11 protein-coding genes and 2 tRNA genes are annotated in these 13696 nt (G+C 62.6%); all 13 read left to right on the forward strand.

Features of this window, described 5'->3' with window-relative positions; all coding sequences use genetic code 11:
- Positions 1-62 precede the first annotated feature (62 nt).
- The 13 genes from folP to pnp all read left to right on the forward strand — a co-directional run bounded on the left by folP (position 63) and on the right by pnp (position 13076).
- A complete protein-coding gene (gene folP, locus JWQ90_RS16190; RefSeq protein WP_299696024.1) occupies positions 63-896 on the forward strand; it encodes a dihydropteroate synthase in 834 nt (277 codons plus the stop codon).
- Between the two features lie 278 nt (positions 897-1174).
- Positions 1175-2515, forward strand: a complete 1341-nt coding sequence (gene glmM, locus JWQ90_RS16195) for a phosphoglucosamine mutase (protein WP_299696025.1) — start codon at positions 1175-1177, stop codon at positions 2513-2515.
- Positions 2516-2554: 39 nt separating this feature from the next.
- Positions 2555-3325 (forward strand): triose-phosphate isomerase, encoded by a 771-nt coding sequence (gene tpiA, locus JWQ90_RS16200; protein WP_299696026.1) that lies wholly within the window; start codon positions 2555-2557, stop codon positions 3323-3325.
- 56 nt (positions 3326-3381) lie between these two features.
- A complete protein-coding gene (secG, locus tag JWQ90_RS16205; protein WP_299696027.1) occupies positions 3382-3753 on the forward strand; it encodes a preprotein translocase subunit SecG in 372 nt (123 codons plus the stop codon).
- Between the two features lie 163 nt (positions 3754-3916).
- Positions 3917-4001, forward strand: a tRNA-Leu gene (locus JWQ90_RS16210).
- A gap of 96 nt (positions 4002-4097) precedes the next feature.
- Positions 4098-4174, forward strand: a tRNA-Met gene (locus JWQ90_RS16215).
- Between the two features lie 139 nt (positions 4175-4313).
- A complete protein-coding gene (gene rimP / locus JWQ90_RS16220; RefSeq protein WP_299696028.1) occupies positions 4314-4763 on the forward strand; it encodes a ribosome maturation factor RimP in 450 nt (149 codons plus the stop codon).
- Positions 4760-6247, forward strand: a complete 1488-nt coding sequence (gene nusA / locus JWQ90_RS16225; RefSeq protein WP_299696029.1) for a transcription termination factor NusA — start codon at positions 4760-4762, stop codon at positions 6245-6247. Before rimP ends, nusA begins: the two co-directional genes overlap by 4 nt.
- 31 nt (positions 6248-6278) lie before the next feature.
- A complete protein-coding gene (infB, locus tag JWQ90_RS16230; RefSeq protein ID WP_299696030.1) occupies positions 6279-9062 on the forward strand; it encodes a translation initiation factor IF-2 in 2784 nt (927 codons plus the stop codon).
- Positions 9063-9085: 23 nt separating this feature from the next.
- Entirely contained in the window at positions 9086-9481 is a 396-nt protein-coding gene (gene rbfA / locus JWQ90_RS16235) for a 30S ribosome-binding factor RbfA (protein ID WP_299696031.1), read from the forward strand.
- A complete protein-coding gene (gene truB / locus JWQ90_RS16240; RefSeq protein ID WP_299696032.1) occupies positions 9478-10401 on the forward strand; it encodes a tRNA pseudouridine(55) synthase TruB in 924 nt (307 codons plus the stop codon). The genes rbfA and truB overlap by 4 nt, the downstream gene beginning before the upstream one ends.
- Positions 10402-10481: 80 nt before the next feature.
- Positions 10482-10751, forward strand: a complete 270-nt coding sequence (gene rpsO / locus JWQ90_RS16245; protein WP_299696033.1) for a 30S ribosomal protein S15 — start codon at positions 10482-10484, stop codon at positions 10749-10751.
- Between the two features lie 213 nt (positions 10752-10964).
- Positions 10965-13076 (forward strand): polyribonucleotide nucleotidyltransferase, encoded by a 2112-nt coding sequence (gene pnp / locus JWQ90_RS16250; RefSeq protein ID WP_299696034.1) that lies wholly within the window; start codon positions 10965-10967, stop codon positions 13074-13076.
- Positions 13077-13696: the final 620 nt, after the last annotated feature.

Genomic DNA, 13696 nt, shown 5'->3' on the forward strand with positions numbered 1-13696 from the left:
GTGGCACCGAAGAGGCCGGCCCAGTGCCGGCCTCTTTTTTGTGAACTCTGGTTTTGATGAAGATGCAGCTGAGAACCCGCGATCGCCTGCTCGATCTGAGCGAGCCCCTGGTCATGGGCATTCTCAATCTGACGCCCGACTCTTTCTCCGACGGAGGCCGCTATGCCGCTCGCGATGCCGCGCTGCGCCGGGTCGAGACGATGATCGGCGAGGGTGCGGTGATCATCGACGTCGGCGGCGAGTCGACGCGTCCCGGCGCAAGGCCGGTTTCGGTCGCCGAGGAACTCGACCGCGTCGTGCCGCTGATCGAGGCGCTGCGCGCCGGTAGCGACATTCTGATCTCGATCGATACCTTGAAGCCCGACGTCATGGACGCTAGCTGCGCCGCCGGCGCCGACCTGATCAACGACGTGCTGGCCTTGCAGGCGCCCGGCGCTCTGGCGGTGGCGGAGCGGCATCGCGTCGCCGTGTGCCTGATGCATATGCAAGGCGAGCCCAGAACCATGCAGGCGGCTCCTCACTACGACGATGTCGTCATCGAAGTAGGCGCGTTTCTGAATCAGCGGCTGCAGGCCTGTATCGATGCCGGCATCGATGCCGAATGCGTCGTGCTCGACCCGGGTTTCGGTTTCGGCAAGACTCTGCAGCACAACCTCGAACTGCTGGCGGATTTGCCGCGGATGCGCGTCGGCGGCCGCCCTGTGCTGGCCGGCCTGTCGCGTAAATCCATGTTCCAGAAGCTGCTCGGCCTGCCGGTCGATCAGCGCCTGCACGCCAGTCTCGCGGCTGCCGCGCTGGCGGTCTGGCAGGGAGCGTCTATCATTCGCGCCCACGACGTGCGCGCAACGGTGGAAGCGGTCAGGGTCGCCGCCGCCGTGTTAAGGGCTCGTAAATGAACAATTTGGACGAACGTTGCCGCCCCGGAACGCGCCAGGCAAGGCGCGAGGAGCGAAGTGTGCTCATTGCACATGAGCGACGAGCAACGCCGCATGGCGCGTTCCGGGGCGGCAACCCGAAGGGCCGGGGTCTGTTGTCGCGCACTGCGGCGTCATTCCTCGCTTATGTACGTAAAGTACACCGCGCTCGTCATTCCTTGCATTGCACGACAACAGACCCCGGCGTTCGTCCAAATTGTTCATTTACGAGCCCTAAGAGCAAGAGAAACGATGGCCTGATGAGCAGACAGTATTTCGGAACCGACGGTATTCGCGGCCTGGTCGGCAAGGCGCCGATGACGCCCGAGTTCGCGTTGAAGCTCGGCTGGGCTGCCGGCCGCGTGCTGGCGCGCGATCCGGGTGCGCACGTGCTGATCGGCAAAGACACGCGCCGTTCCGGCTACATGTTCGAATCGGCGCTGGAGGCGGGGCTTTCCGCCGCGGGTGTTCGCGTCAGCCTGCTCGGCCCTTTGCCGACGCCGGCGGTGGCATTTCTGACCCGTGACGTCGGCGCCCAGGCCGGCGTCGTCATCAGCGCATCGCACAACCCTCACCACGACAACGGCGTGAAATTTTTCTCGGCCGAAGGCGACAAGCTCAGCGACGCCATCGAGCACGAAATCGAAGGCTGGCTGGAACGCGATCTGGAGTGCGTTGCTCCCGAGCAACTCGGCCTGGTCCGGCGTCTGGTCGATGCACAGCAGCGCTACGTTTCCTATTGCTGCTCGACTTATGTCGGCGAGCCGCTGAGCGGCCTGCGCGTCGTTGTCGACTGCGCTAACGGCGCTGCCTATCAGGTCGGCCCCGACGTACTGCGCCGGCTGGGGGCCGAAGTCGAAACCATCGGCGACGCGCCCGACGGCTTCAACATCAACCGCGACTGTGGTTCGACCCATCTGGCCGGTTTGCGGGCTGAAGTTCTGCGCCGCAAGGCCATGCTCGGCATCGCGTTCGACGGCGATGCCGACCGCTGCCTGATGGTCGACGAGAACGGCGAGACCATCGACGGCGATCAGATCCTCTTCGTGATCGCGCGCCAGCGGCTGGGTGAGAACGCATTGCAGGGCCCGGTTGTCGGCACGCTGATGAGCAACCTGGGTCTGGAGCAAGCGATCCTCAAACTGGGCGTCGGCTTTACCCGTGCGAAAGTCGGTGATCGCTACGTGCTCGAACTGATGCGCAGCAGCGGCTCGACGCTCGGTGGCGAGACATCCGGCCATACGCTGTGCCTGGACCGTTCGCGCACCGGCGACGGCATCGTCACCGCGCTGCAGGTGCTCGCGGCGATGAAGGCTGCTGCCTTGCCGCTTTCGGCCATGGTGGCCGGTCTGCGAAAATGCCCGCAGGTGCTGATCAACGTGCCGGTAAGCGGCAAGGCCGCGCCGGTGCTGGCGCTGCCGGAAGTGCAGCAGGCGGTGACCCAGAGCGAAGCGCGTCTCGGCGCCGATGGCCGCGTCCTGCTGCGAGCCTCGGGCACCGAGCCGCTGATCCGTGTGATGGTCGAGGCAACGCGCGCCGAGGACGCTCAGGCCGAAGCCGATGCGATCGCCGGCCGCGTCCGCGCCGCCTGCCGCGCTTGATTCAATCGAAGTCCCAATCCCGACCGTTCTGGAATCGCTATGACTCGCCAATATCTCGTCGCCGGCAACTGGAAAATGAACGGCTCGCTGAAAGCCAATGCCGAACTGCTTTCGGGCATCGCGGCGCAGGCGGCCACCGTCGCGGACGTGGAGCTGATGGTCTGTCCGCCGTCCGTGTACCTGGACTCGGTCGGCCGCGCCTTGTCGGCGGGCGTTGCACTAGGCGCCCAGAACCTGAGCGAGCAGGCCAAGCCCGGCGCGTTCACCGGCGAAGTGCATGGCACGATGCTGGTCGAATTCGGCTGCCGATACGTGCTGGTCGGTCATTCCGAGCGCCGCGCCCTGTATGGCGAAACCGATCAGCGCGTCGCCGAGAAATACCAGACGGCGCAGACGCTCGGCCTGATTCCGGTGTTGTGTATCGGCGAAACCCTGGAAGAGCGCGAATCCGGCGCCACCGAACTCGTGCTGAGCCGCCAGCTGGATGCGGTGCTCGACCGATGTGGAATCGCGTCCTTCCAGTCGGCGGTGGTGGCGTATGAGCCGGTCTGGGCGATCGGCACAGGCAAGACCGCCAGCCGGGAACAGGCCCAGGCCGCGCACGCCTTCCTGCGTGGTCTGCTGGCGGGGCGGGATGCTAAGATCGCGGGCTCGACACGCTTGTTGTACGGCGGTAGCTGCAGACCGGACAACGCGCACGAGCTGTTTTCCTGCGCCGACATCGACGGCGGACTGATCGGTGGAGCCTCGTTGAAGGCCTCCGATTTTCTGGCGATCGCCGCCGCTGCCCAGTCCCTCTCCAAGGCCTGAGCCGTCGGCGCTCCGGCAATTTTTCAATCGCGTTGTTTTTGACGGATCTACAGAACATGCATACGTTTCTGGTCGTTGTTCAGGTTTTGGTGGCGGTTTCGCTGATCGGCCTGGTGCTGATTCAGCACGGCAAGGGCGCGGACGCCGGTGCGGCTTTCGGCAGCGGCGCCTCGGGTACGGTGTTCGGCTCGCGCGGCGCGGCCAACTTCCTGTCTCGAGTGACCGCCGGTCTGGCATTCGTGTTCTTCGTGTCCAGCCTGGCGCTGGCCTATTGGGTCGGCGGCCGCGGCACGGCTCCGAGCAGCGTCACCGATTCGATCCCGGTCCAGCAGGAGGCCGCGCCGGCTCCGGCAACGACGGTGGTGCCGGGCGACGACACCAAGCCTGCTGCGGCCCCGCCGGCCGAGGCGCCGAAGGTTCCGGAATAAGCATAAGCCGCGGTTGTTCCTGCCGAGCTTCGGGTGCGCCGGGCAGGAAGCAGTGCAGAAACAAGGCATTTTCCAGCCTGTTTCGACCGGACTTCGGAATATCGGAAAAAACCGAAGACAAATGCAATTTCAAACGGTAAGATGCGCGCCCTTGCCGATCCGTGCCGACGTGGCGGAATTGGTAGACGCACTACCTTGAGGTGGTAGCGGGGAAACCTGTCCGAGTTCGAGTCTCGGCGTCGGCACCATGATTTGGCTGGGTTTTTTGTGATGTTGCGCTAAGTTGCAAAGCGGTTTCAGATTGCGGTAAAGGGCACAAGGCTCTATACTAGTCGTCTGTCTGGTGCGGGGTGGAGCAGTCTGGCAGCTCGTCGGGCTCATAACCCGAAGGTCGTAGGTTCGAATCCTGCCCCCGCTACCAATTTGATTGTGTTGGAGCCAGGCCCCTTGTGGGCCTTTTTTTATTTTGAAATTTAGTAATTGTGTTTGGTTGGGCGGTTGGTTGGCGGATTGATTGGGCGTCGTTGCGACGCAGGAGCGCGGGTTTGCTGAGAGATCGTTTGCAGGATCTGCTGGAGCCGGTCATTACGGATCTGGGATATGAGCTGGTGTTGCTGGAGTTCGCTCCTTCGACCGGCCACGCGATGCTGCGCCTGTTTATCGATTCTCCCGAAGGCATCACGCTCGATGATTGCACCATCGTCAGCCGGGAAGTTGCCGGCGTGATGGATGTCGAAGATCCGGTCAGCACGCCGTACCAGCTTGAAGTGTCATCGCCGGGCGTTGATCGCCCGCTCACCAGGCCCGAGCATTTCGAGCGTTTTGCAGGTGAGCAGGCGCGCGTGCAACTGCTGGCTCCGCTGAACGGCCGCAAGCGCTACTCCGGAACGATCGCCGGATCCAGCGATGAAGCCGTCATTCTCACTACAGAACTTGGCGACGTCGAACTGCCGTATTCGACGATCGAACGAGCCCGACTGATCCCGGATTTTGACAAGGGGAAGCCGTGAACAAGAACATCCTCCTGATGGCCGACGTCGTTTCCAACGAGAAAGGCGTCGACAAAGCGACCATCTTTGACGCTCTGGAAGCGGCTCTGTCGTCTGCCACCAAGGAACGCTACGGCGACGAATCCGACGTGCGCGTCGCGATTGATCAACACACCGGCGAATACGAGTCCTTCCGCCGCTGGACGGTCTTTGAAGACGACAGCGAAGATTTCGAATTTCCCGAGCGCCAGATCAAGCTGAGCTATGCGCAGAAGGACTATCCGGATATCCAGCCGGGTGAAGTCATCGAGCAGAAGATCGAGTCGATCGACTTCGGCCGCATCGGTGCCCAACGTGCCAAGCAGGTCATCGTGCAGAAAGTGCGCGAAGCCGAGCGCGCGCAGGTGGTCGAGGCTTACAAGAATCGCATCGGCGAACTGCTGACTGGTCTGATCAAGCGCCTCGAGCGCGGCGCCGTGATCGTCGATCTCGGCGGCAGCGCCGAGGCGATCATCCCGCGCGAGCACATGATTCCGCGCGAGCCGGCACGTCCGGGCGATCGCATCCGCGGTTATCTGTACGAAGTCGGCCCGCAGGTGCGCGGGCCGCAGCTGTTCATGTCGCGCACGCTGCCGCAATACCTGATGGAGCTGTTCAAGCTCGAAGTGCCGGAAATCGCGCAGGGCCTGATCGAACTCAAGGGTGCTGCGCGCGATCCGGGCCTGCGCGCGAAGATCGCGGTGCAGGCCAAGGACAAGCGCATCGATCCGGTCGGCGCCTGCGTCGGCATGCGCGGTTCGCGCGTGCAGAGCGTCAGCAACGAACTCGCCGGCGAGCGCGTCGACATCGTGCCCTGGGACGAGAATCCCGCGCAGTTCGTCATCAATGCGATGGCGCCGGCCGAAGTCGAGAACGTGGTCATCGACGAAGACGCGCACAGCATGTCGATCGGCGTCGCCGAGGACAAGCTGGCGCAGGCGATCGGCCGCGGCGGCCAGAACGTGCGGCTCGCCTCCGAGCTGACCGGCTGGACGCTCAACGTGATGACCACGGGCGATCTCGAGTCGAAGAAGGACGAGGAAAACCGCGGCATTCTCGACATCTTCATGGCGGAACTCGACGTCGACGCCGAACTGGCCGGCGTGCTGGTGGACGAAGGTTTCACCAGCCTGGAGGAGGTCGCCTACGTCCCCACTGAAGAACTGCTGCAGATTGAAGAGTTCGACGAGACCATCGTCGAAGAGCTACGCAACCGTGCCCGTGACGTGCTGCTGACCAAGGCCATTGCCAAGGCCGAGCGCGCCGCCTCGGTCAAGCCGGCCGACGACCTGCTGGCGGTCGACGGCATGGACGAGGAAACCGCCTACCGTCTGGCTGAGGCCGGCATCATCACTGCCGAAAACCTCGCCGATTTGGCGACTGACGAACTGCTGGAAACCGTGCAGCTCGACGAAGCTTTTGCGCAGGCGCTGATCATGGCCGCCCGCCAGAAGCTGTACGCCTGAGCCCGGCGCCCCCGATACGAGACGAGGATTCATGTCCATTACCGTTCAAGATTTCGCCGAAGAGCTGAAGCGGCCGGTCGCCGAACTGCTCACGCAGTTCAAGGAAGCGGGCGTCTCGGTCGATAGCGCCAAGTCCGCGATCAGCGCCGCAGACAAGATGTCGCTTCTCGGCTACCTGCGTACCAAGACCCGTGCTCAGGTTGGCACCGTCAGCTCCAGCGTCCCCAATACCAGCGGCGCACCCGCGGCTACACGCGGCTCGATCACGCTGAAGCGCAAGGAAACCACCGAGCTGCGTCTCGGCGGCGCCCGTGGCGCGCCAACCAAGACCGTCAGCATCGAGGTGCGCAAGAAGCGCACATTCGTCCAGTCCGATCTCGAAGAGATGGGCTCGCCGGCGGCCGCTGTCGAGGAAGTCGCTGCCACTCCGGTCGAAGAGGACGTGATTGCCCAGCAGCCTGTCGAGCAGGCGCCAGTCGAAGAGACGGCGCCGGTTGAAGCCGCTGCGCCGGAAGTGGTCGTGGTCTCCGAAGATCCGGAAGTGCAGGCTCGTGCCGCTGCGGAAGCCGAGGCCGCGCGCTTGCGCGCCGAGGCGGACGAGCTGGCTCGTGCCGAGGTGGCCGCCAAGCTGAAAGCCGAGCAGGAAGCAGTGGAGCGCCGCCGTCTGGAAGAGGCCGAGCGCATGAAGACCGACCCGATTTATCGGGCGCGCATGGACGCCGAGAACTCGCGCAAGCGTGCTCAGGAAAACATCGCCCGTGCCGCGGAAGCGGTGCGCCAGATGGCGGCCAATCCGCCGCCGCCGGTGGCTACTGCACCAGTCGCTGCGGTGAAGAAGCCGGCCGAGCGTCCGGCACCGGCTACTACCACCACCAACGATCGCGGCAACGATAAGGATCGCGGCCGCGGCGGCCGTACCGAGCTGCATATCGCCGAAGGCAAGGGCGGCAAGCGCGACAAGAAGAAACGCAAGCCGACCGGCCAGGTTCGTGTCGATAACGCGCACACCTTCGAGCGCCCGATGGCGCCGGTGGTGCGTGAAGTCGAAGTGCCGGAAGCCATCTCGGTCGGCGAACTCGCCAACCGCCTGGCGGTGAAAGCCACCGAACTCATCAAGATCATGATGAAGAACGGCGTCATGGCGACGATCAATCAGACGATCGATCAGGACACGGCCGCGCTGATGGTCGAAGAGCTCGGCCACAAGGTGCGCCTGAGCAAGTCCACCGATGTCGAGGACAGCCTGGTCCAGGCGGTCGCCGGCGTGCAGCTCGACGTGCCGCAGGTGATCCGTGCGCCGGTCGTGACCATCATGGGCCACGTCGATCACGGCAAGACCTCGCTGCTCGATTACATCCGCAAGACTCGCGTTGCCGCGGGCGAGGCGGGTGGCATCACCCAGCACATCGGCGCGTATCACGTGAAGACCGACAAGGGTGTGATCACCTTCCTCGACACGCCGGGCCATGCTGCGTTCACGCGCATGCGTTCGCGCGGCGCGCAGATCACCGACATCGTGATCCTGGTCGTCGCTGCCGACGACAGCGTGATGCCGCAGACGCGCGAAGCGATTCAGCACGCACGTGCGGCGAAAGCGCCGATCGTGGTCGCGGTGACCAAGATCGACAAGCACGACGCCAAGATCGACCGCGTCAAGAACGACCTGCTGAAGGAAGAAGTCGTCTCCGAAGATTTCGGCGGCGACGTTCAAGTCGTTGGCGTGTCTTCGCTGACCGGCCAGGGCGTCGACGATCTGCTCGACGCGATCCTGCTGCAGGCCGAAGTGCTCGAACTGAAGGCGCCGATCGATGTTCCGGCGCGCGGTACCATCGTCGAATCGTCCTTGGAAAAGGGTCGTGGCCCGGTCGCCACCGTGCTGGTTCGCGCTGGCACGCTGAAGCAGGGCGACGTGATCCTGACCGGTCCGCATTTCGGCCGCGTCCGCGCGATGTTCGACGAAGCCGGTCGCCCGGTGAAGGAAGCCGGGCCGTCGATTCCGGTCGCGGTGCTCGGCTTATCCGGTGTGCCGGATGCCGGTGACGACGTCGTCGTCGTCGCTGATGAACGCAAGGCGCGCGAACTGGCGCTGCTGCGCGAATCCAAGATGCGCGAGCAGAAGCTGGCCTCGTCGCAGGCGGTGCGCATGGACCAGATCTTCGCGCAGATGGGCGATGGCACCGGCCCGGATGCGAAGTCGCTGAACCTGATGATCAAGAGCGACGTGCAGGGCTCGGCCGAAGCGCTGTCGGACGCGCTGCGCAAGCTGCCCAGCGCCGAGGTCAAGGTCAACGTGCTGGTCTCCAGCATCGGCGGCATCAGCGAATCCGACGTCGATCTGGCGATGGCGTCGAAAGCGATCATCATCGGCTTCAACGTGCGTGCTGACAGCCAGGCGCGCAAGCGCATCCAGGACTCCGGCGTCGACGTGCGTTACTACTCGATCATCTATGAAGTGATTGACGATGTGACCAGTGCAATCGCCGGCCTGCTCGGCACCGAGACGCGCGAACAGATCGTCGGCATTGCCCAGGTTCGCGACGTGTTCCGCAGCTCGCTGCTCGGCAACATCGCTGGCTGCCTGGTCATGGAAGGCTCGGTGCAGAAGAGCCTGCCGATCCGTGTGCTGCGCAATCAGACCGTGGTCTACGAAGGCGTGCTCGAATCGCTGCGCCGCTTCAAGGACGACGTTGCAAAGGTCGAGGCCGGTACCGAATGCGGCATCGGTGTGAAGAACTACAACGACGTCAAGCCGGGCGATCAGATCGAATGCTTCCAGCGTGTCGAAGTGCGTCGCACGGTCAAGGCCGAAGCGTAGTCGGCTAGATAATCGAGAGCCGAGTGCCGAAGGAATATTCCCGCAAGTCACGGATCAACATTCAGCTGCAGCGCGAGCTGACGGGTTTGATCCGTGATGAGTTGACCGACCCACGCGTGGCCAATGTGACGGTCACGCGCGTCGATGCCTCGCAGGACATGCGCAATGCCAGCGTGTTCATCAGCGTGATGGGTGAAGATGAGCGGATTCCCGAGGCGGCCAAGACGCTCAATCATGCGTCGGGCCGTTTGCGTCACGGGCTGGGGCAAAGGCTCAAGCTGCGCCACATCCCGGCGCTGCATTTTCTCGGCGATTTCCAGCTGGTGCAGGCTACTCGCGTGAGCCAGGTCATCCGCGATGCGATCCGCAACGACGAGGGCAACGCCCGCGATCGCGACGACGACTCGACCGAGTCGTGAACCGTCGGCGGGACCGGCCAAGATGGCGCCGCGTCGATGGCATCGTTCTGCTCGACAAGCCGCTGGGCCTCAGCTCCAACGACGCGTTGCAGCGGGTCAAGAAATTGTTCAATGCGGAGCGCGCTGGCCATACCGGCAGCCTCGATCCGCTGGCGACCGGTTTGCTGCCGATCTGCCTGGGTGAGGCGACCAAGCTCTGCGGAATCCTGCTCGAAGGTGACAAGCATTATCACGCCAGCGTCGTGTTGGGCATCAGCACGACTACCGGCGATGGAGAGGGGCAGGAACGCGCGCGATCGGATGCGTCGACAGTGATCCGGGAGGATATCGAGCGCGTTATGCCTCGGTTTCGCGGCTCGATTTCACAGATACCGCCGATGTACTCGGCGTTGAAGCAACAAGGTCAGGCGCTGTACAAATTGGCAAGAACCGGCCTCGAAGTCGAGCGACCCCCGCGCGACGTCCATATCCACAAGCTCGACATTCTTTCTTTCGAGCCGGGCCGGCTGGAACTGGACGTTGTCTGCTCAAAAGGGACTTACATCCGCACGCTGGCCGAAGATCTGGCGGCCGCTTTCGGGCAGCAGGCGCATCTGGGTGGTTTGCGCAGAATCGGTGCCGCCCCGTTCGACGAAGGCGTACCGATGATGAATTTGGAAACCTTGCAGCAGGCATCGGAACACGGTCAGGCGATGCTGGATGAGTTGCTGCTGCCGGCGATTGCCGGTCTCAGCCATTGGCAGCAGTGGCAGGCCGACGATGAGCAATTGCCGCTGCTGGCCGGTGGCCGGAGGATCAAGACCAGCGGTCTGAAGCCGGGCCGATTGGCCGTCGTCGATGCTCAAAACAGGCTCTGCGGCATGGCCCGGGTCGATCCGGACGGCATCGTGGCGCCCGAGCGGTGGCTGCTGCCGGAATGAACGACTTGTGACCTCCACCAGGGGAGGCTACAATTACGGACTTTGTTATAGCTTTAGACACGTTTTCGGAGTTTTTTAGAATGACCCTCACCGTTGAACAGAAGGCTGGCGTGGTTGAGAAGTATGCACGCGGCAAGAGCGATACCGGTTCGCCGGAAGTCCAGGTGGCCCTGTTGTCTGCCCGCATTGCGGATCTCTCCGGCCATTTCGAAAAGAACGCGAAGGATCACCATTCCCGCCGCGGTCTGCTGAAGATGGTCAATACGCGCCGTAGTCTCCTGGACTATCTGAAGCGTAAAGACGAATCGCGCTACACCAAGCTGATCGGTGATCTGGGTCTGCGTCGCTGATTTTTCCGATCGCGCGCTCCCGCTTCGCCCGTGGGGTCATGCGGTGCTCAGTCTGATGCTCGGTTAAATCCGCATCGGTCCGAGCACACGCCATGACCCCATTGTTGTTTCGGTAGATTTATTCGGATTTGGTTGTTCAAGCATATTTGGTTGTTCCAACAGGCGCAGCGCAATGCGCTCCTGAGCTTTCATACTAGAAAAGTGAGCACTCCTATGGCGATCCCCGCCACCCCCGCTACACCGATCAAGAAGAGCTTCAAGTACGGCTCTCACAACGTCACTATCGAAACCGGTGCCGTCGCCCGCCAGGCGACCGCCGCGGTGATGATCAACGTCGACGACACTGTGCTGCTGGTCAGCGTCGTCGCCAAGAAAGAAGCCAAGGCCGGCCAGGACTTCTTCCCGCTGACCGTCGATTACATGGAGCGCACCTATTCGGGTGGCCGCATTCCCGGCGGTTTCTTCAAGCGCGAAGGTCGTCCGACCGAACGTGAGACGCTGACCTCGCGCCTGATCGATCGCCCGATCCGTCCGCTGTTCCCGGAGGGCTATTACAACGAAATCCAGATCGTCGCGATGGTCGTGTCGCTGAATCCGGAAGTCGAAGGCGACATTCCGGCGATGCTCGGCGCATCCGCTGCGCTGGCGCTGAGCGGCGTGCCGTTCGCGGGGCCGATCGCCGCTGCCAAGGTGGGCTATCTCAACGGTCAGTACATCTTGAATCCGACTGCCACGCAGTTGAAGACTTCCGAACTGGAACTGGTTGTCGCCGGCACCGCCGAGGCGGTGATGATGGTCGAGTCCGAAGCGGCTCAATTGTCCGAAGAAGTGATGCTCGGTGCGGTGCTGTTCGGCCACGCTGAAATGCAGGTCGCGATCAATGCGATTAAGGAACTGGTCGCCGAAGCCGGCAAGCCGCGTATCGAGTGGAAACCGGCCGCTGAAGCCGTCGAACTGACTTCCGCGATCACTGCGTTTGAGGGCCGCGTCGTCGATGCCTATGCGGTTACTGACAAGGGCGCTCGCCACGACGCGCTCAACTTCGTAAAGAAGGACATTTTTGCGGCGCTGTCGTCCGGCGAGTCCGCCCGCTTCGACGAAGCCGCAGTCAAGGATGCGTTCTTCAACCTCGAAGCCCGCGTCGTGCGTAACCGCATCATCGACGGCCATCCGCGTATCGATGGTCGCGACACGCGAACCGTTCGCGCGATCAGCATCAGTGCTGGCGTGCTGCCGCGTACCCATGGTTCGGCGCTGTTCACGCGCGGCGAAACCCAGGTGCTGGCGGTTGCGACGCTCGGTACCGGCAAGGACGCGCAGCTGGTCGATAGCATCGAAGGCGAGTGGCGTGATGCGTTCATGCTGCATTACAACTTCCCTCCGTACAGCGTCGGTGAAACCGGCCGTCTGAACGCACCGAAGCGCCGCGAAATCGGCCATGGCCGTCTCGCCAAGCGCGGCGTCGCCGGCGTGATGCCCGACCTCGAGAACGATTTCCCGTACGTCGTGCGTGTGGTTTCGGAAGTTACTGAATCCAACGGCTCCTCGTCGATGGCCTCGGTCTGCGGTTCGTGCCTCGCGCTGATGGATGCGGGCGTGCCGATCAAGGCGCCGGTGGCCGGCGTCGCGATGGGCCTGATTCTGGAAGGCAGCAAATACGCGGTGCTGACCGACATCCTCGGCGACGAAGATCATCTCGGCGACATGGACTTCAAAGTCGCCGGTTCGCGCAACGGCATCACCGCGCTGCAGATGGACATCAAGATCACCGGCGTCACCGGCGAGATCATGAAGCAGGCGCTGAGCCAGGCGCTGGAAGCGCGTCTGCACATCCTCGATCAGATGGATCAGGTTCTATCGGAACCGCGCAAGGAGATGTCCAGCTTTGCGCCGCGCATCACCACGATCAAGATCCATCCGGACAAGATCCGCGAAGTCATCGGTAAGGGCGGCGTCACGATCCGCAGCATCACCGAGGAAACCGGCACTTCGATCGACATCAACGACGACGGCACGATCAAGATCGCCGCGGTCACCAAGCAGGCGGCCGATGCGGCGATTGCGCGGATTGAATCGCTCACCAAGGACGTCGAAGTCGGCGCGATTTACGAAGGCAAGGTTGCCAAGCTGATGGACTTCGGCGCCTTCGTGACGATCCTGCCGGGCAAGGACGGCCTCGTGCACATCTCGCAACTTGCCGACAAACGTGTCGAAAAGGTCGAGGACGTGGTCAAAGAAGGGCAGGTTGTCCGCGTCAAAGTACTCGAAGTCGACAAGCAAGGTCGCGTACGCCTGTCGATGAAGGCTGTTGATCTGGCCGAGTAATCGGTTTCGTTCGGGCCGTAAACAAAAAGCCCGCGAATCGGACGATTCGCGGGCTTTTTACTACCCGCTTGTTCTGGGCGCTCCCGGTTTTGGCGCGTCACAGTAGGTCGGTAATCTTTTGCCGACGTGCAAGGTTCGATGCGCAATCGTCGCCCCGTGTCAGCAAAGGTCCTCGAGCCTACGGCGATCGAACGCGAAACGCGGAGGTCACCAAACTAAATGCGCCGCACAAAAAAGAACCCCCCGGAGGCCGGGGGGCAAGGTGCGAGGAAGGCGCGAAGCCTTCCTGGAGGAGACTCTAGAACCGGAATCCTGGCGCTTGATCTTGCGATCCCTAGCTGCCACAAATTTCGCTTCATGTTGCGATGCAATATACGGATAACTTACCTTTGTGTCAATAATCAGCTTGTAACTTTTACGAATATTTACCAAAAAAGCTAAGCTTCCAACGAAAAAGCTTGATTCGTCCTGATGGACTAGGCACAATCGCCTCAGCCTATCGCGGGGATCAACAAAATAGATATCTCGGCAGCGCAGCGCACGAGATACGCCTCGTAAAAAAAGAACCCCCGATATCGGGGGCAAGGTGCGAGGAAGGCGCGAAGCCTTCCTGGAGGAGA

The organism is Hydrocarboniphaga sp. (genome assembly GCF_028291725.1).
GTDB lineage: Bacteria > Pseudomonadota > Gammaproteobacteria > Nevskiales > Nevskiaceae > Hydrocarboniphaga.

Coding starts and splice junctions, on each gene's coding strand:
- folP (WP_299696024.1), top strand. CDS start 63: ATGCAGCTGAGAACCCGCGATCGCCTGCTCGATCTGAGCGAGCCCCTG.
- infB (WP_299696030.1), top strand. CDS start 6,279: ATGTCCATTACCGTTCAAGATTTCGCCGAAGAGCTGAAGCGGCCGGTC.
- pnp (WP_299696034.1), top strand. CDS start 10,965: ATGGCGATCCCCGCCACCCCCGCTACACCGATCAAGAAGAGCTTCAAG.
- tpiA (WP_299696026.1), top strand. CDS start 2,555: ATGACTCGCCAATATCTCGTCGCCGGCAACTGGAAAATGAACGGCTCG.
- glmM (WP_299696025.1), top strand. CDS start 1,175: ATGAGCAGACAGTATTTCGGAACCGACGGTATTCGCGGCCTGGTCGGC.
- secG (WP_299696027.1), top strand. CDS start 3,382: ATGCATACGTTTCTGGTCGTTGTTCAGGTTTTGGTGGCGGTTTCGCTG.
- rpsO (WP_299696033.1), top strand. CDS start 10,482: ATGACCCTCACCGTTGAACAGAAGGCTGGCGTGGTTGAGAAGTATGCA.